At 66.3% G+C, this 21,390-nt stretch carries 20 protein-coding genes; 13 read left to right on the top strand and 7 right to left on the bottom strand.

The annotated features are described in order from the left end of the window. A complete protein-coding gene (locus ABQF30_RS12815; protein WP_448464163.1) occupies positions 1-303 on the top strand; it encodes a DUF1330 domain-containing protein in 303 nt (100 codons plus the stop codon). A gap of 4 nt (positions 304-307) precedes the next feature. On the opposite strand, the gene ABQF30_RS12810 is transcribed toward ABQF30_RS12815, so the two are convergent. After that, positions 308-913 carry a TetR/AcrR family transcriptional regulator gene (locus ABQF30_RS12810; RefSeq protein ID WP_448464161.1) on the bottom strand — a complete coding sequence of 202 codons (606 nt, stop codon included), beginning with the start codon at positions 911-913 and terminating at the stop codon, positions 308-310. A 90-nt stretch (positions 914-1,003) separates the two neighbouring features. Here ABQF30_RS12810 and ABQF30_RS12805 point away from each other — a divergent pair, with 90 nt between their 5' ends. Beyond that, complete coding sequence (locus tag ABQF30_RS12805) at positions 1,004-2,353, top strand: cytochrome P450 (protein ID WP_448464159.1); 1,350 nt, start codon at positions 1,004-1,006, stop codon at positions 2,351-2,353. Positions 2,354-2,356: 3 nt separating this feature from the next. On the opposite strand, the gene msrA is transcribed toward ABQF30_RS12805, so the two are convergent. Next, positions 2,357-2,872 carry a peptide-methionine (S)-S-oxide reductase MsrA gene (msrA, locus tag ABQF30_RS12800; protein ID WP_448464157.1) on the bottom strand — a complete coding sequence of 172 codons (516 nt, stop codon included), beginning with the start codon at positions 2,870-2,872 and terminating at the stop codon, positions 2,357-2,359. 64 nt (positions 2,873-2,936) lie between these two features. On the opposite strand from msrA, the gene ABQF30_RS12795 reads away from it, so the two are divergent. The 4 genes from ABQF30_RS12795 to ABQF30_RS12780 all read left to right on the top strand — a co-directional run bounded on the left by ABQF30_RS12795 (position 2,937) and on the right by ABQF30_RS12780 (position 5,776). Beyond that, complete coding sequence (locus ABQF30_RS12795) at positions 2,937-3,335, top strand: hypothetical protein (protein WP_448464155.1); 399 nt, start codon at positions 2,937-2,939, stop codon at positions 3,333-3,335. 42 nt (positions 3,336-3,377) lie between these two features. Then, positions 3,378-3,878, top strand: a complete 501-nt coding sequence (locus ABQF30_RS12790; protein WP_448464153.1) for a nuclear transport factor 2 family protein — start codon at positions 3,378-3,380, stop codon at positions 3,876-3,878. Continuing rightward, a complete protein-coding gene (locus tag ABQF30_RS12785; RefSeq protein ID WP_448464151.1) occupies positions 3,875-4,894 on the top strand; it encodes an NAD-dependent epimerase/dehydratase family protein in 1,020 nt (339 codons plus the stop codon). Before ABQF30_RS12790 ends, ABQF30_RS12785 begins: the two co-directional genes overlap by 4 nt. A 63-nt stretch (positions 4,895-4,957) precedes the next feature. Next, positions 4,958-5,776, top strand: coding sequence for a class I SAM-dependent methyltransferase (locus tag ABQF30_RS12780; protein ID WP_448464149.1), 819 nt, complete (start codon positions 4,958-4,960; stop codon positions 5,774-5,776). A gap of 174 nt (positions 5,777-5,950) precedes the next feature. Here the strand turns inward: ABQF30_RS12780 and ABQF30_RS12775 are convergent, their stop codons facing one another. Both ABQF30_RS12775 and ABQF30_RS12770 read right to left on the bottom strand, forming a co-directional pair. Continuing rightward, positions 5,951-6,160 (bottom strand): hypothetical protein, encoded by a 210-nt coding sequence (locus ABQF30_RS12775; RefSeq protein ID WP_448464147.1) that lies wholly within the window; start codon positions 6,158-6,160, stop codon positions 5,951-5,953. 121 nt (positions 6,161-6,281) lie between these two features. Beyond that, positions 6,282-6,740 carry an SRPBCC family protein gene (locus ABQF30_RS12770; RefSeq protein WP_448464145.1) on the bottom strand — a complete coding sequence of 153 codons (459 nt, stop codon included), beginning with the start codon at positions 6,738-6,740 and terminating at the stop codon, positions 6,282-6,284. Between the two features lie 59 nt (positions 6,741-6,799). Between ABQF30_RS12770 and ABQF30_RS12765 the strand changes: the two genes are divergently transcribed. The 4 genes from ABQF30_RS12765 (at position 6,800) to ABQF30_RS12750 (ending at position 9,590) form a co-directional block, all read left to right on the top strand. After that, positions 6,800-7,159 carry a DUF427 domain-containing protein gene (locus ABQF30_RS12765; RefSeq protein WP_448464143.1) on the top strand — a complete coding sequence of 120 codons (360 nt, stop codon included), beginning with the start codon at positions 6,800-6,802 and terminating at the stop codon, positions 7,157-7,159. A gap of 20 nt (positions 7,160-7,179) precedes the next feature. Then, positions 7,180-8,079: a DNA-3-methyladenine glycosylase family protein gene (locus tag ABQF30_RS12760; RefSeq protein ID WP_448464141.1), complete on the top strand. Its 900-nt coding sequence runs from the start codon at positions 7,180-7,182 to the stop codon at positions 8,077-8,079. A 74-nt stretch (positions 8,080-8,153) separates the two neighbouring features. Continuing rightward, positions 8,154-8,717: a Dps family protein gene (locus ABQF30_RS12755; RefSeq protein ID WP_448464139.1), complete on the top strand. Its 564-nt coding sequence runs from the start codon at positions 8,154-8,156 to the stop codon at positions 8,715-8,717. A gap of 45 nt (positions 8,718-8,762) precedes the next feature. Then, positions 8,763-9,590, top strand: coding sequence for an MBL fold metallo-hydrolase (locus tag ABQF30_RS12750; protein ID WP_448464137.1), 828 nt, complete (start codon positions 8,763-8,765; stop codon positions 9,588-9,590). On the opposite strand, the gene aqpZ is transcribed toward ABQF30_RS12750, so the two are convergent. The 3 genes from aqpZ to ABQF30_RS12735 form a co-directional block, all read right to left on the bottom strand. After that, positions 9,587-10,351 carry an aquaporin Z gene (aqpZ, locus tag ABQF30_RS12745; protein ID WP_448464135.1) on the bottom strand — a complete coding sequence of 255 codons (765 nt, stop codon included), beginning with the start codon at positions 10,349-10,351 and terminating at the stop codon, positions 9,587-9,589. The two genes, ABQF30_RS12750 and aqpZ, sit on opposite strands and share 4 nt — an antisense overlap. Before the next feature lie 137 nt (positions 10,352-10,488). Next, the gene (locus tag ABQF30_RS12740; RefSeq protein ID WP_448464133.1) at positions 10,489-11,859 is read right to left on the bottom strand and encodes a chloride channel protein; all 1,371 of its coding nucleotides are present in this window, start codon (positions 11,857-11,859) and stop codon (positions 10,489-10,491) included. A gap of 30 nt (positions 11,860-11,889) precedes the next feature. After that, on the bottom strand, positions 11,890-12,693 hold the full coding sequence (locus tag ABQF30_RS12735) for a PaaI family thioesterase (RefSeq protein WP_448464131.1): 804 nt from the start codon (positions 12,691-12,693) through the stop codon (positions 11,890-11,892). Between the two features lie 62 nt (positions 12,694-12,755). On the opposite strand from ABQF30_RS12735, the gene ABQF30_RS12730 reads away from it, so the two are divergent. The 3 genes from ABQF30_RS12730 to ABQF30_RS12720 all read left to right on the top strand — a co-directional run bounded on the left by ABQF30_RS12730 (position 12,756) and on the right by ABQF30_RS12720 (position 21,318). Continuing rightward, positions 12,756-14,798, top strand: coding sequence for a heavy metal translocating P-type ATPase (locus tag ABQF30_RS12730; protein WP_448464129.1), 2,043 nt, complete (start codon positions 12,756-12,758; stop codon positions 14,796-14,798). 462 nt (positions 14,799-15,260) lie between these two features. Continuing rightward, positions 15,261-19,859: a glutamate synthase large subunit gene (gene gltB / locus ABQF30_RS12725; protein ID WP_448464128.1), complete on the top strand. Its 4,599-nt coding sequence runs from the start codon at positions 15,261-15,263 to the stop codon at positions 19,857-19,859. Beyond that, a complete protein-coding gene (locus tag ABQF30_RS12720) occupies positions 19,852-21,318 on the top strand; it encodes a glutamate synthase subunit beta (RefSeq protein WP_448464126.1) in 1,467 nt (488 codons plus the stop codon). Before gltB ends, ABQF30_RS12720 begins: the two co-directional genes overlap by 8 nt. Positions 21,319-21,390 lie beyond the last annotated feature (72 nt).

Raw genomic sequence — 21,390 nt, 5'->3', positions numbered from 1 at the left:
GTGGTGTCTGCTTACCTACTCCACGTTGACCCACCTTCCGGATACCGGAACCCCGAAGCCATGGCCGAATACGCAACGAGCGTCCGGGTGATCGTCGAAGCCTTCGACGGGCACTACCGCGCGCGACACCAGGCGGTGCAAACGCTTGAGGGACAATGGGATCCGGAGTTCTTCACTCTGATCGAATTCCCCACGATGACCCGGTTGCTGCAATTCTACGAGTCCGAGGAGTACCGGCCTTGGCTCGAGCTGCGCAACAAATCCGGTGACGGCACGATCGTCATTTTCCAGGGTGAGGCGTGACGGGCTAGTCCGGTCTCGGTCCGAGGATCGCCTTCGACGCGGCCAGTGCCGGTGCGTAGATCTCGCGGATATCGCGCTCGTCCTCGACGATCAGCGCGGTCAGTTCACGTAAGCCGCCCAGCAGGATGATCGCCATCGGCCGGGTGAGCGCGGGCAACTCTGCCTGGCGGAAGCCGGCGCTGTCGCTGAGATCGATGAGCAGATCCGTGAGTTCGCGCAATGCGGCGCGTTGTAGCGGCCGGGCCGCGCTGCCGAGTGCGGGCAGTTCGCGGATCCAGCTCAGCGTGATCGCCGGGGCCGACTCGATGTGGTCGACGTAGGCGCCGACGGCTTGGCCGATCTGGTCCTGCCAGTCGGCGGCCGGGTCCACAGTGGACCGGATCCTGGCGACCAGCGCGGCGTTGTTGGCCCGCAGCAATTCGATGAAGCATTCTTCTTTGCTTGCGAACTGGTCGTAGAAGGTGCGCTTTGACGTGCGCGCGTGGCGCACGATATCGGCGACCGTGGTGTCGCGATAGCCCTTCGCGTCGATGGCAGAACCCAGACCTTCGAGCAGCCGTAGCCGAAATGTGCCGGCGCTCGATCCGGCACCGGTGAGCGCGGCCGGCATGAGACCCCCTTGCGCTGTTTGGTACCTGCGAGTACCGTACTACACATCGCTTCTGGTACACCGCAGTACCACGATCTGGCTGGAGAAGGCATGACCGAAACAGCAACCGTCGACAACCTCGTGGAAGCCCCACCTGACGTTCGGCTCCCGCCGACGCTGCAGCTTCCAAAGCTGGTGCAGGGCATCGGGTTCTCGACTTCCCGGCGTTGGGTGGTCAAGCGCGTGTGCCGTCGGCACGGCGACGTCTTCACGCTCAACATCCCGGTGTTCGGGCGCACCGTGATGGTCGCGGACCCTCACCTGGCCAAGCAGCTGTTCCAGGCCAACACCACCGACGTCGGCAACATCCAGCCGAACCTCAGCCGCATCCTCGGGTCCGGCTCGGTGTTCGCCCTCGACGGCACCGACCACCGCAGCCGCCGCAAGCTGCTCACCCCGCCGTTCCACGGCAAGAGCATCAAGAACTACGAGAAGATCTTCGAAGAAGAAACCCTGCGCGAATCGGCGAGCTGGCCAGACGGGCAGGAGTTCGAGACGCTCGAACCGATGATGCGAATCACGCTCAACGCCATCCTTCGTGCGGTGTTCGGCGCCGACGGTGAACAATTAGACGAACTGCGACGCATCATCCCACCATGGGTCACGCTTGGGTCGCGGCTGACGGTATTGCCCACGCCGAAGCGCACCTACGGCCGGTTCAGCCCCTGGGGACGGCTCGCCGCCTACCGCAAACAGTACGACGCGGTCATCGACCAGTTGATCGACCGGATCGAGGCCGATCCCGACTTCGACACCCGAGATGACGTCCTGGCGCTGCTGTTGCGCAGCGCCTACGAGGACGGTTCGACCATGTCCCGCAAGGACATCGGCGACGAACTGCTGACCCTGCTGGCTGCCGGACACGAAACGACTGCGGCGACTCTCGGCTGGGCCTTCGAGCGGATCAGTCGTCACCCGCAGGTGCTGGCGGAATTGGTCGCCGAGGCCGCCACCGACGACAACGAATACCGGCAGGCCACCATCCTCGAGGTGCAGCGGGCCCGCACCGTCATCGACTTCGCCGGCAGGCACGTGTACGCGCCGACGTTCGCGCTCGGTGACTGGGTGATCCCGCGCGGCTACTCGATCATCGTCGCGATCGCGCAGATCCAGGAACGGGAAGAGGAGTTCCCGAACCCGGAGCGGTTCGATCCACAACGCTTCGTTGGCAGTAGGCCCGGTCTGGGCTGGATTCCGTTCGGCGGCGGCACCCGGCGCTGCGTCGGCGCCGCATTCGCCAACGTCGAAATGGACGTTGTACTGCGAACAGTGTTGCGCCACTTCGTCATCGATGCCACCACCGCAGCCGACGAGTTGGTGCACAGCCGTGGGGTGGCCTACACCCCGGCGGCGGGCGGGCGGATCGTGATGCGCCGCCGCGGCACGCCGCTCGGGGGCTGACGCCTACTGGCTGGCGGCTTGGCGGCGGGGCAGCTTCCAGCCCTTCCGCGGGAAGTGGCAGGTGTACCCGTTCGGGTAGCGCTGCAGGTAATCCTGGTGCTCGGGCTCGGCCTCCCAGAAGTCGACCGCCGGGGTCACCTCGGTGACCACCTTGCCCGGCCACAGTCCGGACGCGTCGACATCGGCGATGGTGTCCAGCGCCACGCGCTTCTGCTCGTCATCGACGTAGAAGATCGCCGACCGGTAACTGGAGCCGACATCGTTGCCCTGCCGGTCCTTCGTCGACGGGTCGTGAATCTGGAAGAAGAACTCCAGCAGTGCGCGGTAATCGGTCTGCGCCGGGTCGTAGACGATCTCGATGGCCTCGGCGTGGCCCGGATGGTTCCGGTAGGTGGGGTGATCGTTGCGGCCGCCCGTGTAACCCACCCGGGTGGACACCACACCGGGCTGCTTGCGGATCAAGTCCTGCATCCCCCAGAAGCAGCCGCCCGCGAGGATGGCCGTGGAGTAGTTGCTCATATCGCCCCTTATTGGCACGGTCTCTTCTGTCACCTTCATTGTGCGCGCCGCTAACGTGGAACGCATGCGTGTAGCTCTAACGACAGCGCTTGCCGCTTTACTCCTCGCGACAGGGGTTCCCACCGCGGCAGCCGAGCCCCACACGGTGCCTGAGGTGCCGCCCGATCCCGCACGCACGGTGTTCGTCGACAACCCCGTGATCGTGGACCCGCACGAAACACGGATCGAATCCTGGACCCGTAGCGGCGACGGACTGGCGGTCAACTTCACCGCAGGCACCCCGGACTGCTTCGGTGTCCACGTCACCGCGCAGGAGACCGCACAGACCGTCACGGTGAGCCTTCGCGGCGGAACTCCGCCGGAAGCCGTCGGCCGCATGTGCATCGCGCTCGCCGTGGCCGGCACCATCGATGTCCCGCTGCGGGAACCGTTGGGCGGACGACAGGTGCTCGCGGCGCAGTGACGGCCCTCGACAAAGCTCGCTAGAACGTGTTCTAGTTCTGGGATGAGCAAGTTCAGCCGCGATGAACTGGCCGCGGCCTTCGCCACCTTCGAACAGACGGTGGACCGGGCCGCCCGCACCAAGGACTGGGACGTCTGGGTGGAGCACTACACCCCCGACGTCGACTACATCGAGCATGCCGCCGGCACCATGAAGGGCCGTGAGCAGGTGCGGGCCTGGATCTGGAAGACCATGACGAGTTTTCCCGGCAGCTACATGACCGCATTCCCGTCGCTGTGGCACGTGATCGACGAAGCAGGCGGGCGAATCATCTGCGAACTCGACAACCCGTTGGTCGACCCGGGTGACGGCACCGTCATCACCGCCACGAACATCTCGATCATCACCTACGCGGGTGACGGGCTGTGGAGCCGGCAGGAAGACGTCTACAACCCGATGCGCTTCGTGTCCGCGGGGCGCAAGTGGTGCCGCAAAGCTGCCGAACTCGGCACCCTGCCCGACGAGGCGGCCGCCTGGATGCAGCAATTCGGAGGCAAGAAGTGAGCACCCAGCTGGTCATCGGCGCCAACGGGTTCCTCGGCTCGCATGTGTTGCGGCAACTGGTCGACGCGGACGACGGCAGCGAGATCCGCGCGATGATTCGGCCGGGCGCGAACACCGTCGGCATCGATGACCTGCCGGTGCAACGGTTCGTCGGCGACATCTTCGACGCCGACGTGCTGCGCGAGGCGATGACCGGCTGCGACGTCGTCTACTACTGCGTCGTCGACGCCAGAGGCTGGCTACGCGACCCGACCCCGCTGTTCCGGACCAACGTCGAGGGCACCCGCCACGTCCTCGACATCGCCGCGGATATCGCGCCTGCACTCCGGAAATTCGTCTACACCAGCAGCTACGTCACCGTCGGACGCAAACGCGGCAGGCGCGCCACCGAGGACGACGTGATCGATCTGCGTCGGGTGACCCCCTACGTGAAGTCCCGCGTACAGGCCGAGGATCTGGTGCTGCGCTACGCGCGGGAGCGTGGGCTGCCCGCCGTCGCGATGTGCGTGTCCACCACCTACGGCAGCGGTGACTGGGGCCGTACCCCGCACGGCGCCATCATCGCGGGCGCCGCGTTCGGGAAGCTGCCGTTCGTGATGAACGGGATCGAGCTGGAAGCCGTCGGCGTCGACGATGCGGCCCGGGCGCTCATCCTGGCGGCCGAACATGGCCGTGCCGGCGAGCGTTACCTGATCTCGGAGAAATTGATCAGCAACGCCCAGGTGGCGCGGCTGGCAGCGGAGGCGGCAGGGGTGGCGCCACCGGCCCGCTCGCTCCCGCTGCCGGTGTCCTGGCTACTGGCCGCGGCGGGCAGCGTGAAGGGCAAGCTGCGCGGCACTGACGAACGGCTGTCACTGGAGTCGCTGCGGCTGATGCGAGCCGAGGCTGAACTCGACCACTCCAAGGCTGTGCGCGAACTCGGTTGGGAGCCAGGCCCGGTGGAGGAATCCATCGCCGAGGCGGCGAAGTTCTGGGTCGGTGTGAGGGCGGCCAAGCAAGCGCGCAAAGCGGGCTGAACGCCACGCCGGTGGGCGTTAAGCCCCTGTGCCGCAAGCCTATTGCGGGGCTAGCGTGGGGTCATGACCGACAAACTGAAAGTCGACCTCAGCGGCGCGCCGCAAACCATGCTCGCGACGTTCTACGCCAAAGCGCTGGATGCGGGACTGCCCAAGCCGATCCTCGGTGACCGCTTGGCCGCCGAGATCGCCGACCGGATCGACTACGACTGGAGCCGGACCTCGATCACCGCGGCGAATTCTCCTTCGGTGACAACCCGGAGCGCGCACTTCGACAGATGGACCCGCCAGTTCCTGGCCGTCCATCCAGACGCCGTGGTGTTGCATCTGGGCTGCGGACTCGACGGCCGGTACTTCCGGCTCGATCCCGGGCCGGGTGTCGAGTGGTACGACATCGACTATCCCGACGTCGCACATCTGCGTGAGCAGCTCTACCCAAGTCACGACCATTACCACCTGGTGGCGGCGTCGGTGACCGATCCGGTTTGGCTGCAAGACATTCCGGCCGGCCGGCCGACACTGATGATCGGTGAGGGGCTCACCATGTACCTCACCGAAGCTGACGGGATGGCGCTGCTGCGACGGATCGTCGACCGTTCCGGATCGGGTGAACTGCAGTTCGACGCGTTCAACAGCCTGGGCATCAAATCTCAATGGATGAACGCGGTGGTGCGGAGGTCGGGCGCCACGCTCTACTGGGCCATCAACAAGCCAGACGACATCCTGCGCGCCGTGCCCGGCACCAGGCTGCTGGCCTGGTCGTCACCGTTCGACGACGCTGTATTCAAGGAGGTGGCCTGGTACTACCGAGTGATGGCGAGCATCATGCGGCCCATCCCGGCTCTGCGATATATGGCGCAGTATCACCGCTACGCGTTCTGAACCGTTGTTTCCTGATTCCTAGAGGGCCGTCTGTCACTACGTCGAGGGTTGAAGTCAGTATGCGGCTGCGATCCTCGACGTTGACACTTGTCTGGCAGTGCTGATTCTGGAACACCCTTCAAAAGGAAGGAGGGGCACCCCGTTTCCGGGATGCCCCTCCTTCGCTGGTTGGCTTCATCGGCCACTGTGGCGCACGGTGGTGTCCACCTTCGGAACGTTGACCTTGGGCTGGATCTGATCCAGCCAGCCCAGGTGGTCGACACCGGCGGAGATGGTGGTGGTTCCGGTGGCTGTCGGCGCGACGGCTTGGGCCGGGGAGGCGAGGCCCAGGACGGCTGCGCTCAGTCCGCTTGCGGCGATGACGGCGATTCCGAACTTCTTCATTTCTGTCTCCTTCGACTTCCGCTCTTTGCGGTATGCCAGGTAAAACACACAGCTCAGAGCGATAATCCCGGTGGCAGAGATTGATCGCGGGATGGCAGAAATGAGTCGGCTGCGGCCCGTTCTAGTGGCCTTCGGCCCGTTCCTTGAGGCGCTGCAGGGTGAGTTTGATGTGCTCGGCGTTGGCGGTGTTCCGGTCGGACACCCCGGTGGCCCGGCCTGCAAGCGCCTTGAACCAACCGGCCCGGCGGTCCCAGGTGGACTCGGTCACCGTGCAACCGTTCTCTGCCGGGGCGATGTCGTAGCGCCAGTGCGCGACGGGAAGCACGAGCGTCTTCACGTCGAACGCGAAGGTTTTCCCGGGTTCGGCGTCGGTGACGGTGCAGGTGGTGCTCCACGACTTCGAGCCGTTGCGGTTTTGGCCCTTGAACACCGAGCCCGGAGTGGCCGAAGTGCCCTTCTGCCATTCCATCGCGTGGGCTTCCTCGGCGAGCGAGGACAGCGTCGGGAGATCGGTGATGAGCGCGTACACCGCGGCGGGATCGGCGGAGATGGAGACGGAGGCTTTCACAGGGGCGGTCATGGAGGAAATCGTATTGACCGAGCCGGAAGAATGGTGAGCGTGGTCACGTTGAAACTGTCATGACCGATCGCCCTGTGTTGCAGCCCACGGCCGCACACCCCATCACCATCACTCCCACCGGCAAGCACGTCACTGTGCGGATCGACGGCGAAGTGGTCGCCGAGACCGACGACGCGTTGAACTTGCAGGAATCGACCTATCCGGCGGTGCAGTACATCCCGTTGGCCGATGTGGTGCCCGCACTGCTGACCCGCAGCGACACCACCACCTACTGCCCGTACAAGGGCGAGGCCGCCTACTACAACGTCGGTTCTTTCGAAGACGTGATCTGGACCTACGAACAGCCCTATCCCGCCGTCGCCGAAATCGCCGGCCGGGTCGCGTTCTACCCGGACAAGGCCGACATCACCCTGTCGTGACTGGGGCATAGCCTGGTGCGATGCCCAGCGCCAGTGTGGTGTTCAGCGGCCCGGCCAGCCCGGGCTTGACGCTGGCTCCGTTGCGTCGCAGCGGCGGTGACCCGTGTTTCCGCGTGACGCCCGACGGCGCCATCTGGCGCACCAGCTTCATGCGGTCCGGCCCGGTGACCGCGCGGATCGGTAAGTCGGCGCCGGACACGGTCGATTGCGAGGTGTGGGGCGAGGGTGCCGACGAGTTTCTCGACGGTCTGCCCGGCTTGCTGGGCGCCGATGACGACGACTCCGGCTTCGACCCGGTCGAGCCGACGATCGCCGAGGCGTATCGGCGGGTGCCGCATCTGCGCCTCGGGCGCACCGGCCGGGTACTGGAGGCGTTGATCCCGGCGGTCATCGAACAGCGGGTGTCGGGCATGGACGCGTGGCGGGCCTGGCGGGCATTGGTGAACAGGTACGGCGCTCCGGCTCCCGGGCCCGCTCCGGTCGGCATGCGGGTGCCGCCCGGCCCCGAGGTCTGGCGGCGCATACCGTCCTGGGAATTCCACCGCGCCAATGTGGATCCGGGCCGGGCGCGCACAATCGTCGGCTGCGCCCAGCGGGCGGAGGCCTTGGAACGGCTGAGTGCCGAGCGTGCCGTGATCGGCCTGCGGTCATTGCCCGGGGTGGGGGAGTGGACGGCCGCCGAGACCGTGCAACGGGCTTTCGGTGATTCCGATGCGTTGTCGGTCGGCGACTATCACCTCGCCAAGACGGTCGGACTGAGCCTGCTGGGCAAGCCGATCGACGACGACGAGATGGTCGAACTGCTGGAACCGCTGCGGCCACATCGACACCGGGCTGTGCGGTTGTTGTTGGCCAGTGGTCTGGCGGTCAATCCGCGGCGCGGTGCCCGGCAGGCGATACCGAACCTGAAAGCACTGTGAGCCGGCCGGTGATTACCGGTTGCGGCCGACGGGTATCCGACGCGCGGACTACCCCGCAGGCGAAAGGAGCCGCAATGCCGTCATCCGCGAAGACATTCACCATTCCCGGCCTTACCGACAAGCAAGGTAGCGAGGTGGCAGGACTGCTGCAGAAGCAGCTCAGCACCTACAACGACCTGCACCTGACGCTCAAGCACATCCACTGGAACGTCGTCGGCCCCAACTTCATCGGCGTGCACGAGATGATCGATCCGCAAGTGGAGTTGGTGCGCGGCTACGCCGACGAAGTGGCCGAGCGGATTGCCGCGCTGGGTCAGTCACCGAAGGGCACCCCGGGTGCCATCGTCGCCGACCGTAGCTGGGACGACTATTCCGTCCGCCGCGACAACGTGCAGGCGCACCTCGCCGCGCTGGATCTCGTTTACAACGGGGTCATCGAGGACACCCGCAAAGCCATCCAGAAGCTCGAGGAGCTTGATCTGGTGTCGCAGGACGTCCTGATCGACCATGCGGCCGAACTGGAGAAGTTCCAGTGGTTCGTGCGTGCCCACCTGGAAAGTGCCGGCGGCGAGTTGGCGCACGAGGGGGCGCCCACCGAGCGGGGGGCGGCAGGCAAGGCGCGCCGCAAGTCCGCGTAACGGAGGAGTTGACCTCAACCAGGGTTCAGGTGTCAGCCTGGCTGCATGCCTACCTGGATATGCACCGGATGCGGTATCGAGCACGCGGATTCCGACAACCCGCCGCCGGCGAACAGTTGTGTGCTGACCTCGGAGGAGGTCGCGATCTCCGAACGCGGCGATCTGCCACCGCACGGGACTTGGACCACGCTGGAAGCGCTTGCGACACAACCGCATCACACCGAACACGTGGATCACGGTCGGGGCGTGCACAGCCTGCGCCGCGCGCCACGCTTCGCCATCGGACACCGGTCGTTTCTGGTCCAGACGGCGCACGGGAACCTGCTGTGGGACTCACCGGCCTATCTCGATGACGACATCCTCGAGCTGGTGCGCCGCCTCGGTGGGGTTGCGGCCATCGCGCCGAGCCATCCGCACATGTTCGGCGCGCAGCTGAGCTGGAGCAGGGAGTTCGGCGGCATTCCGGTGTACGTCAATGCTCTTGACCAGGAGTGGATTCCGCAGATCGATCCGTTGATCGAGCTGTGGACCGGTGAAGCGGAGCCGGTACTCGGCGTACGGCTGCTGCACGTCGGTGGGCATATGCGGGGTAGTTCGGTGGCACTGACCGCCGACGGCACGCTGTTGGTCGGGGACACGATCAGTGGTGGGCTGGCCAGGAACTGGGTCTCGTTCCAGCGCAACTTCCCCAAGCATGTGCCGCTGTCCGCCGCGGTGGTGCGACGCATCGTGGACCGGCTCGACGCATACGACTACGACCGGCTCTACACCCTTGGAGGCGACGAGATCGACAGCGCCGCCAAGGATGTGGTGCACAAGTCAGCCGAGACTCATATCCGTTGGGTCAGTGGGGAATTCGACCATCTCACCTAGGCGTCGAGTGCGTCGTCGCGCATCGGGCGCTCAGCCATCTCCTCGGCCACGCCGAACAAGAACGGGTACGCCACACCGGCGATCGCCGCGCCGATCAGCGGCGCCAGCCAGAACGCCCACAACTGTGCGGGCGCGCCTGCGCCGTTGAAGAACGCGACCGCGGTCGACCGTGCCGGGTTGACCGACGTGTTGGAGATCGGGATCGAGATCAGGTGGATGAGCGTCAAGGTGAGCCCGATCGACAGGCCGGCGAATCCTTTGGGAGCTCGGTCGTCGGTCGAGCCGAGGATGACGAGCAGGAAGATGCCGGTCAGCACGATCTCCGCGATCAGCACGGCCACCAGCGAATATCCGCCGGGCGAGTTCTCGCCGAATCCGTTGGCGGCCATGTTTCCGGTCGCGCTCCAGCCCTCTTGACCCTTGGCGATCACGTAGATCACCACACCCGCCACCAGGCCACCGATCACCTGTGAAATCCAGTAGGGCACTACTGCTTTCCACTCCACCCGCTTGGCCAGCGCGGCCCCCAGAGTGACGGCCGGATTGAAGTGCCCACCCGAGATGACGCCGAAGGCATAGACGCCCGTGAGAACGGTGAGGCCGAAGGCCAGGGCGACACCGAGGAAGCCGATTCCCATGGATATGCCGTCATTCGACAGAAACGCGGCGGCGAAGACAGCGCTACCACAACCGCCCAGTACGAGCCAGAACGTGCCGATGAACTCGGCGGCCAATCTGTGTGTCATTGTCGGCGGACGCATGAGGACTCCTCTAGGGTCGGATGCGGTCATCCCCGCTACCCTGACATGCCATCGGTGAATGGCAGGTTAGGCGTTGCGCAATTGTTTGCCAATCGAGATTGACGCCGCACCAACGTGATCGGTGCTCAATGGATTCGTTATACGTGGTCGCGGTCGAGTCGCTGCGACTTGTAGATCGACACGTCGGACCGGGAGATGAGCAGGTAGGCGATACCGACCGCGACCATTGCCCCCGGAATCACCGAGAATGATCCGGTCATCTCGCACACCATGATCATCACGGCCAGGGGCGCGTGGGCGACGCTGCCGAAGCAGGCCATCATGCCGACCACCACGAAAACGGCGGGGCCGTCCGGTAATCCCGGGGCACCCGCGATGTCGCCCAGCCGCCACAATGCGGCGCCGACAAACGCCCCGATCACCACACCGGGCCCGAAGATGCCGCCCGATCCGCCGGTGCCGATGGACAGCGATGTCGCGAGGATCTTCGCGACCGGCAGCAGCACCACGATCCACAGTGGGATGGCCATCAAAGTGTCTGTCGACGCGGCCTTTTCGGCCCAACCGTAACCACTGGCCAGCACCTGCGGGATGGCGAGCGCGATCAGCCCGACCGCTAGCCCGCCCACGGCCGGTTTGAGGATCCTGCCGCCGGGCAGTTTTGCGGTCAACGCCACGGTGCCGTAGAACACCTTTGCGTACAACCATCCGACGCCGGCGGCGATCACGCCGAGCAATACGAACCAACCCAGGTCCGCGGGATGGTCGAACCGGTAGTCGGCGGCGAGATAGCCGAACAGCGGGTCGAACCCGAGGATTGAGCCCAGCACCGCGTACGCGGTCGCCGAGGTGATGAAGCCGGGTATCAGTGCCTTGTAGTCGAAGTCCTCCCGGAAGACGATCGAGGCGGCCAGGACCGCGCCGCCAAGGGGCGCCCCGAAGATCGCGCCGATGCCTGCGCCGATGCCCAGCGTCACCGCAAGCCGTCCGTCGTCGTCGGACAGGTTCAGCCGGCGGGTCAGCAGCGAGCCGAAGCCGGCCGAGATCTGGGCGGCGGGCCCTTCTCTGCCGCCGGACCCGCCGGAGCCGATGGTCAATGCGCTGGCGATGGTTTTCACCACGATCGCCCTGACCCGGATGCCGCGCGGATCGGTGTGGACGGCCTCGATCGCGTCGTCGGTGCCATGGCCGGCGGCTTCCGGCGCGAACTTCGCCACCAGCCAGGCCGACACCAGGGCGCCGCCGCAGGTGATCAGCGGTATCGCCCAGGGCCGGTCGAATCCTGACGAGCCGGCATCGCCGCCGTCCCCGGTGGGCTTCGGGATGTCGTAGCCGCCGAGGTAACCGAGCAGGAACCGGCCCGCGTAATCGAGTGCGAGGTAGAAGACCACCGCACCCAGGCCCGCGATGATGCCGATCGATATCCCGAGGATCAGCCATTTGCGCAGATAGCCGGACCGCCGGACGAAAGCGCCGAGACCGCCGTGGGATTCCCGCGCCTGTGGCATGAAGCGGATGCTACTGGGCGGATGCCTGGTTCAGCGGTAGGCGGTCAGACGGGCCACCAGTGCCACTTTCCCGTCGTCGCCGACGGCGGTTGCGTCGGCCACACCGGTGCTGCGGCCGACGCGCAACGCGGTCCCCTCATAGCGGGACGTGTCACCACCGCGGAACTGGCGCAGGAAGTTGACCCGCAGCGAAGCGGTGTGCAGCGGGTCGTCGGCACGGCCCTCGTTCACCGCCGCCGATGCCACCAGTTCCAATGCGGCGGAAGATATCCCGCCGTGCACGATGCCCATGCTGTTGTTCACCACCGAATCCGATAGCTGCCGCAACACCGTCGTCCGGCCGCCGCTCTCGGCGACCTCCACCGCCATCCGGGCGGTCAGCCCGTCGGGTGGTGCGCCGACGGCCGATTCGGTCGGCCACTCGACGAGATGGCCGGGGGCGGTGATGTGGAAGGACCGCACCGTGGCGGTTGCGACCAGCGTCCCGGCATGGGTGAGTTCGCACAGCGCCAGTGGTGCGGAACCTTTGGGGCCGAAAGGCCGACCGGTTGCCACCACCGGCAACTGCGGTCGGGCTGCGACGATGGCGATCGCGTCGGGGGTGAACTCGACGGCCAGCTCACTGGACACCGTCCACTCCTCGGGTCCCCGGCGATGGTGGTTGACCAGGCCTCCGACATGGTCGACGAGCACCGCCAACGGGGCGAGCGTCGGTGCCCCGGTCAGCGGGTTGTGGAGCCCACCTGCCGGGATCGACGCCACGCAGCGATCGGGGCCCTCCTCGGCGGTTTCGACGCCCATGCGGCCCAACGGGGTACTCAGTGGATATTGCATCGCGATCCACAGTGCCGTCCAGCGTCCTGGCGCTATACCCCCTAGGGGTATACGATGGGGCCATGACCATGACCGATCACGCACAGCACGGGCACGCAGCCCAGCACGGTGGACACAGCGGGCACGGCGATCACGCCGGGCATGTCGGGCAGTTCCGGAGGCTGTTCTGGATCATGGCGGTGCTCGCGGTCCCGACGGTCGCGTTCTCGCCGATGTTCGCGATGCTGCTGGGCTACTCCCTTCCCGACGTCGCGGGAGCGCGGTGGGTCTCCCCGGTGCTCGGCACGGTCATGTACTTCTGGGGCGGCCGACCGTTCCTGTCCGGTGCGATCAGTGAAATCCGCTCGCGCGCACCGGGAATGATGCTGCTGATCGGCCTGGCGATCACCGTCGCATTCATCGCGTCCTGGGGCGCCAGTCTCGGCGTGCTGCACCACGAACTGGATTTCTGGTGGGAGCTCGCGCTGCTGATCGTCATCATGCTGTTGGGACACTGGATCGAGATGCGGTCTCTCGCGCAGACCACCTCGGCGCTGGACTCGCTGGCCGCGCTGTTGCCCGACGAAGCCGAGCGCGTCGAGGACGACGAGCAGGTCGTGGTCGTGGCCCCGTCCGAGTTGCGTGTCGGTGACGTCGTGATCGTCCGGCCGGGCGGCAGCGTGCCCGTCGACGGGCGGATCGTGGACGGAGCCGCCGACATCGACGAGTCGATGGTGACCGGTGAATCGCGGCCAGTGCGACGCGGCGTCGGGGACGACGTCGTCGCCGGCACGGTTGCCACCGATTCCGGATTGCGCATCACTGTGACGGCGGTGGGCGACGACACGGCGCTGGCCGGCATCCAGCGGATGGTCGCCGACGCGATGAATTCCTCGTCGCGCGCACAGCGGCTGGCCGATCGTGCGGCCGGCTGGCTCTTCTGGTTCGCGCTGGGCGCCGCAATCGTGACCGCGGCGGTCTGGACATATCTGGGAATGCCCGACCAGGCAGTGGTCCGCACCATCACGGTGTTGGTGATTGCCTGCCCGCACGCACTGGGCCTGGCCATCCCGCTTGTGGTGTCCATCGCGACCGAGCGGGCTGCCCGCGGCGGGGTGCTGGTCAAGGACCGGCTGGCGCTGGAGACCATGCGCACGGTCCGTGCGGTGCTGTTCGACAAGACCGGCACGCTCACCAAGGGCGAACCCACGGTGACCGCCGTGCTCGCGAAGGCAGGCTCCGACGACGAGATGCTGACGCTGGCGGCAGCTGCCGAAGCCGGCTCTGAGCATCCACTGGCTAAGGCGATCGTGGCGGCGGCGCAGCGGCGTGGCCTGACGGTGCCCGCGTCGACAGAGTTCAGTTCGTCGCCCGCGGTCGGGGTCAGTGCCATGGTGGATGGGCGTCGGGTCCAGGTCGGTGGTCCGCGGCTGCTGGAGCAGGCAGGTGCGGACCCACTGCCCGAGACCGCGCAGTGGCAGGGCGCAATCGTGCTGCACGTGTTGGTCGACGGCGACCTGGCCGGCGCGCTGGCGTTGGCCGACGAGATCCGGCCGGAGTCCAGGCAGGCCGTTGACGCGCTGCACGGCCTCGGGGTGAATGTGGTCATGATCACCGGCGACGCCGAACCGGTGGCCGCGGCCGTCGCAGCCGACCTCGGTATCGACAGGGTCTATGCCGGGGTGCGCCCCGAGGACAAGGCGGCCAAGGTGGCCGAACTACAGCACGAGGGCCTCACCGTGGCGATGGTGGGAGATGGTGTGAACGACGCACCGGCCCTTGCTCAAGCAGACGTCGGCATCGCAATCGGGGCGGGCACTGATGTGGCCATCGGGTCGGCCGGCGTGATCCTGGCCAGTTCCGATCCGCGCTCAGTGCTGTCGGTGATCGAGCTGTCCCGGAAGTCCTACCGCAAGATGCGCCAAAACCTTTGGTGGGCAGCGGGTTACAACCTGATCTCAGTTCCGCTTGCGGCGGGCGTGCTGGCGCCCGTGGGATTCGTGTTGCCGATGTCGGTAGGCGCCGTGCTGATGTCGGTCTCCACGGTGGTCGTCGCGCTCAACGCGCAGCTTCTGCGAAGGCTCGATTTGCGGCCCGAGTCCGCCGTGCGGGCGGTTCGGGCGTGAATTTGGCTAATTCTAAGAATCTGACTAAGCTTTTCGCAAACTCCATAACGACCGATAACAGCACCATAACGACGGTCCGAACCGGGGTGTAGCAAAGCAATGGCAGCATTGGGCCGATGGCGCAGTGGGGTGCCGGGCCCGGGTGGGCCGTCCGCCGGTGGATGAAATCGCAAGGGCTGCAGCGTTACCCGCGAAAACGCCCCATGCGGTGGGATAATCGAACCAAGCCGACCGGTGAGTCTACTTAGGTTTGACTAAGTTGGCATATCCCACGGTCTTTGACTTATCGTTTTGTCCACTTATGGCGTGTGGGGCATAGCCGTCGTTCAATGCTGCACGAAGGTCTTCCAACGCCGAGCTGGCTAATGCCAGTTAGAGGCCATCCACGGATGGCGGCTAGCGGCGAAGCTTGACGAGAGCAATGTCCACAGGACATCTAGAGGGCAGGTGGTAATGGCGCCCATGAGTCAAGGGTTTAATCGCTCCTCGCGTATGCAAGGGCTCTACAACCCCGCGTACGAGCACGACGCGTGTGGCGTTGCCATGGTTGCTGACATCCACGGTCGTCGCAGCCGCGACATCGTGGACAAGGCGATCACGGCGCTGGTCAACCTGGAGCACCGCGGCGCTCAGGGCGCCGAACCGAACACCGGCGACGGTGCGGGCATCCTGCTGCAGGTTCCCGACGCGTTCCTGCGTGAGGTCGTCGATTTCGACCTTCCCGAGGCCGGGAGTTACGCCACCGGCATCGCGTTCCTGCCGCAGTCGTCCCGCGACGCCGCTGCGGCATGCGAGTCAGTCGAGAAGATCGCCGAGGCAGAGGGCCTGACGGTCTTCGGCTGGCGCGAGGTGCCGACTGACGATTCCTCGCTCGGGGCGCTCGCCCGCGACGCGATGCCCACGTTCCGCCAGATCTTCATCGGCGGCGCCTCCGGTATGGACCTGGAGCGTCGCGCGTACGTCGTGCGCAAGCGTGCCGAACACGAGCTGGGAACCAAAGGCCCCGGCCAGGACGGCCCCGGTCGCGAGACGGTCTACTTCCCCAGCCTTTCCGGTCAGACGTTCGTCTACAAGGGCATGCTGACCACTCCGCAGCTCAAGGCCTTCTACCTGGATCTGCAGGACGACCGGCTCACCAGCGCACTGGGCATCGTGCACTCCCGGTTCTCCACCAACACCTTCCCGTCCTGGCCGTTGGCTCACCCGTTCCGGCGCATCGCCCACAACGGCGAGATCAACACCGTCACCGGCAACGAGAACTGGATGCGGGCGCGTGAGGCACTGATCCGTACCGACGTATTCGGTACGGAGGACCTCGACAAGGTCGTTCCGATCTGCACCCCCGGCGCATCCGACACCGCGCGTTTCGACGAGGTGCTGGAGCTCCTGCATCTGGGTGGCCGCAGCCTTCCGCACGCGGTGCTGATGATGATCCCCGAGGCGTGGGAACGTCATGAGTCGATGGACCCGGCGCGCCGCGCCTTTTACCAGTACCACGCATCGCTCATGGAGCCCTGGGACGGACCGGCCTCGGTCTGCTTCACCGACGGCACCGTGATCGGCGCGGTGCTGGACCGCAACGGCCTGCGCCCGTCGCGCATCTGGGTCACCGACGACGGTCTGGTGGTGATGGCGTCGGAGGCCGGCGTGCTCAACCTCGACCCGTCCACGGTCGTGCAGAAGATGCGCCTGCAACCGGGCCGGATGTTCCTCGTGGACACCGCCCAGGGCCGCATCGTCTCCGACGAGGAGGTCAAGGCCGAACTCGCCGCCGAGCTTCCCTATCAGGAATGGCTGGAGGCCGGCCTGTTCCACCTCGACGAGCTGCCGCCCGGTGACTACGTCCGGATGCCGCACCATCGGGTGGTGCTGCGGCAGCAGGCGTTCGGCTACACCTACGAGGAACTCAACATCCTCGTGGCGCCGATGGCGCGCACCGGGGCCGAGGCACTGGGCTCGATGGGCACCGACACGCCGGTTGCCGTCCTCTCGGCGCGGCCGCGCATGTTGTTCGACTACTTCCAGCAGCTGTTCGCGCAGGTGACCAACCCGCCCCTGGACGCCATCCGCGAAGAGGTCGTCACGAGCCTTCAGGGTGTCATCGGGCCGGAGGGCGACCTGCTCAATCCCGGCGCCGAATCCTGCCGCCAGATCGTGCTGCCCCAGCCGATCCTGCGCAACGCGGAGCTGTCCAAGCTGATCTGCGTCGACCCCGATCATGAGATCCGCGGTCACAAACACGGCATGCGCGCGGCAGTGATCCGGTGCCTGTACCCGGTGAACCGGGGCGGCAAGGGCCTCAAGGAAGCGCTCGACAACGTGCGCGCCAAGGTGTCGGAGGCGATCCGCGACGGGGCCCGCATCATCGTGCTGTCCGACCGGGAATCCAACGAGACCATGGCGCCGATCCCGTCGCTGCTGTCCGTCGCGGCCGTGCACCATCACCTGGTCCGGGAACGCACCCGCACGAAGGTCGGCTTGGTGGTCGAGGCCGGTGACGCCCGCGAGGTGCACCACATGGCCATGCTGGTCGGCTTCGGCGCGGCCGCGATCAACCCGTACATGGCGTTCGAGTCGATCGAGGACATGATCGACCGCGGTGCGATCACCGGGATGTCGAGTGATCAAGCCAAGGCCAACTACGTCAAGGCCGCCGGCAAGGGTGTGCTCAAGGTGATGTCCAAGATGGGCATCTCCACGCTGGCCTCCTACACCGGCGCCCAGCTGTTCCAGGCCATCGGCATCAGCCAGCAGGTGCTCGACGAGTACTTCACCGGGCTGAGCTGTCCCGTCGGCGGCATCGATCTGGACGACATCGCCGCGGACGTCGCGACGCGGCACGCGCTCGCGTACCTGGACCGCCCCGACGAACGTGCCCACCGCGAACTCGAGGTGGGCGGTGAGTACCAGTGGCGCCGGGAGGGCGAGTACCACCTGTTCAACCCGGACACGGTGTTCAAGCTGCAGCACTCGACCCGCACCGGCCAGTACTCGATCTTCAAGGAGTACACCAAGCTCGTCGACGACCAGAGCGAGCGGATCGCCTCACTGCGCGGGCTGCTGAAGTTCCGTGACGGCGCGCGACCGCCGGTGCCGCTCGACGAGGTCGAGCCTGCCAGCGAGATCGTCAAGCGGTTCTCGACCGGCGCGATGAGCTACGGCTCGATCTCCGCCGAGGCCCACGAGACGCTGGCGATCGCGATGAATCGCCTTGGCGGACGGTCGAACTCGGGTGAGGGCGGCGAAAGCGTGCACCGCTTCGAACCTGACGAGAACGGTGACTGGCGGCGCAGTGCCATCAAGCAGGTGGCCTCAGGCCGGTTCGGTGTCACGTCGCACTATCTGACCAACTGCACCGACATTCAGATCAAGATGGCCCAGGGTGCGAAACCTGGTGAGGGCGGCCAGCTTCCGGGGCACAAGGTGTACCCGTGGGTGGCCGAGGTGCGGCACTCGACGCCGGGAGTCGGTCTCATCTCGCCGCCTCCGCACCACGACATCTACTCGATCGAGGACCTCGCTCAGCTGATCCACGACCTGAAGAACGCCAACCCGCAGGCGCGGGTGCACGTCAAGCTGGTGAGTGAAAATGGCGTCGGCACAGTCGCCGCGGGTGTTTCCAAGGCGCACGCAGACGTGGTGCTCATCTCCGGGCATGACGGCGGCACCGGCGCCACCCCGCTGACCTCGATGAAGCACGCGGGTGCGCCGTGGGAGCTCGGCCTGGCCGAGACCCAGCAGACCCTGCTTCTCAACGGTCTTCGCGACCGGATCGTGGTGCAGGTGGACGGACAGCTCAAGACCGGCCGGGACGTGGTGATCGCCGCGCTGCTCGGCGGTGAGGAGTTCGGTTTCGCCACTGCACCGCTGGTGGTCTCCGGCTGCATCATGATGCGCGTCTGCCACCTCGACACCTGCCCGGTGGGCGTCGCCACCCAGAATCCGGTGCTGCGGCAGCGGTTCAACGGCAAGCCCGAGTTCGTCGAGAACTTCTTCATGTTCATCGCCGAGGAAGTCCGGGAACACATGGCCCAGTTGGGCTTCCGCACCGTCAACGAGATGGTCGGCCAGGTCGGTGCTCTTGACACCACCCGGGCCGCCGAGCACTGGAAGGCGCACAAGCTCGACCTGTCGCCGGTGCTGCACGAGCCGGAATCTGCGTTCATGAACCAGGATCTGTACTGCAGCTCGCGCCAGGACCACGGCCTGGACAAGGCCCTGGACCAGCACCTGATCGTGCAGAGCCGCGAGGCGCTGGATAGCGGATCTCCGGTCCGCTTCTCGACCAAGATCACCAACGTGAACCGCACGGTGGGCACCATGCTCGGCCACGAGGTCACCAAAGCCTATGGCGGGCAGGGGCTTCCGGACGGCACCATCGACATCACGTTCGACGGATCGGCCGGCAACAGCTTCGGCGCGTTCGTGCCCAAGGGCATCACGCTGCGGGTCTACGGCGACGCCAACGACTACGTCGGCAAGGGCCTGTCCGGCGGCCGGATAGTGGTGCGGCCCTCCGACGAGGCGCCCGTTGAATTTGCCGCCGAGGACAACATCATCGCAGGCAACGTCATCCTGTTCGGCGCCACCAGCGGTGAGGCGTTCCTGCGCGGCCAGGTGGGCGAGCGGTTCGCGGTCCGTAACTCCGGGGCCCACGCGGTGGTCGAGGGCGTCGGCGACCACGGCTGCGAGTACATGACCGGTGGCAAGGTGGTCATCCTCGGACCTACCGGCCGCAACTTCGCGGCGGGCATGTCCGGCGGCATCGCCTACGTCTACGACGCGCACGGCGCGCTGTCGGAGAACCTGAACACCGACATGGTGGAGCTGGAAGCGCTGGAAGACGCTGACATCCAGTGGCTCCGCGACTTCCTCACCGCCCACGTCGACGCCACGGATTCGACGGTGGGACAACGCGTTCTGTCTGATTGGGTTAACGAGTTGAAGCATTTTGTAAAGGTCATGCCACGCGATTACAAGCGCGTGCTGGCCGCGATCGCCGAGGCGAACCGGGCCGGCGACAATGTCGACGAGGCGATCATGGCGGCCGCAAGTGGCTGATCCGCGCGGTTTCCTCAAGCACACCTCACGCGAGCTGCCTGCGCGCCGGCCGGTGCCGCTGCGCCTGAAGGACTGGAAAGAGGTCTACGAGGACTTCTCCCACGACGTCCTGCGCGGCCAGGCATCACGCTGTATGGACTGCGGTATCCCGTTCTGCCACAACGGTTGTCCGCTGGGGAACCTGATCCCCGAATGGAACGATCTGGTGTACGGCGACCGGTGGCGCGACGCGATCGAGCGGCTGCATGCCACCAACAACTTCCCGGAGTTCACCGGGCGGCTGTGCCCGGCGCCGTGCGAGGCGTCGTGCGTGCTCGGGATCAACCAGGATCCCGTGACCATCAAGCAGGTCGAGGTCGAGATCATCGACAACGCCTTCGACCAGGGCTGGGTGGTCCCACTGCCGCCCGACGTGCTGACCGGTAAGAAGGTCGCCGTCGTCGGGTCCGGTCCGGCCGGGCTGGCCGCCGCCCAGCAGCTCACCCGGGCAGGGCATGCGGTGACGGTGTTCGAGCGGGCCGACCGCATCGGCGGACTGCTGCGCTACGGCATCCCCGAGTTCAAAATGGAGAAGCGCCACATCGACCGGCGCCTGGAGCAGATGGCCGCCGAAGGCACGCAGTTCCGGGCGGGGGTCAACGTCGGTGTTGACATCACCGTCGAGCAGCTTCGGGCCGATTTCGACGCGGTGGTGCTGGCAGGCGGTGCGACGGCATGGCGGGATCTGCCGATCCCCGGCCGCGAGCTCGACGGCATTCACCAGGCGATGGAATTCCTGCCGTGGGCCAACCGCGTGCAGTTCGGCGATGATGTTCTCGGGCCGGACGGTCAGCCGCCGATCACCGCCAAGGACAAGCACGTCATCATCATCGGCGGTGGCGACACCGGCGCCGACTGCCTCGGCACCTCACACCGGCAGGGTGCGGCCGGTATCCACCAGTTCGAGATCATGCCGCGGCCGCCCGCCGACCGCAGCCCGTCTACGCCATGGCCGACCTATCCCTTGATGTTCCGGGTGTCCTCGGCGCACGAAGAGGGCGGCGAGCGGGTGTTCTCGGTCAACACCGAGGAGTTCACCGGCGTCGACGGACATGTCACCGGGCTGCGGGCGCACGAGGTGAAGATGAACGCCGGCAAGTTCGAGAAGGTCGAGGGGACCGACTTCGAGCTCAAGGCCGATCTGGTGTTGCTGGCGATGGGCTTTGTCGGTCCCGAGAAGCCCGGCCTGTTGACCGATCTCGGGGTCGAGCTCACCGACCGTGGCAATGTCGCGCGCGACGACAACTTCGCAACGTCGGTACCCGGTGTGTTCGTGGCCGGCGATATGGGCCGCGGCCAGTCGTTGATCGTGTGGGCGATCGCCGAGGGTCGCGCCGCGGCCGCCGGCGTGGACAGCTACCTGATGGGCCGGACCGCGCTGCCCGCGCCGATCAAGCCGACAGCTGCGCCGCAGCGGTAGGGCACGCTGACCCGTTCCTAAGCGATTGGTGAGCCCCGCGATCTTTTGCCGGGTTTGTTACCGCATCGTTAC

It is taken from the genome of Mycolicibacterium sp. XJ870, assembly GCF_053483975.1.
This window is presented reverse-complemented; position numbering and strand designations above follow the sequence as displayed.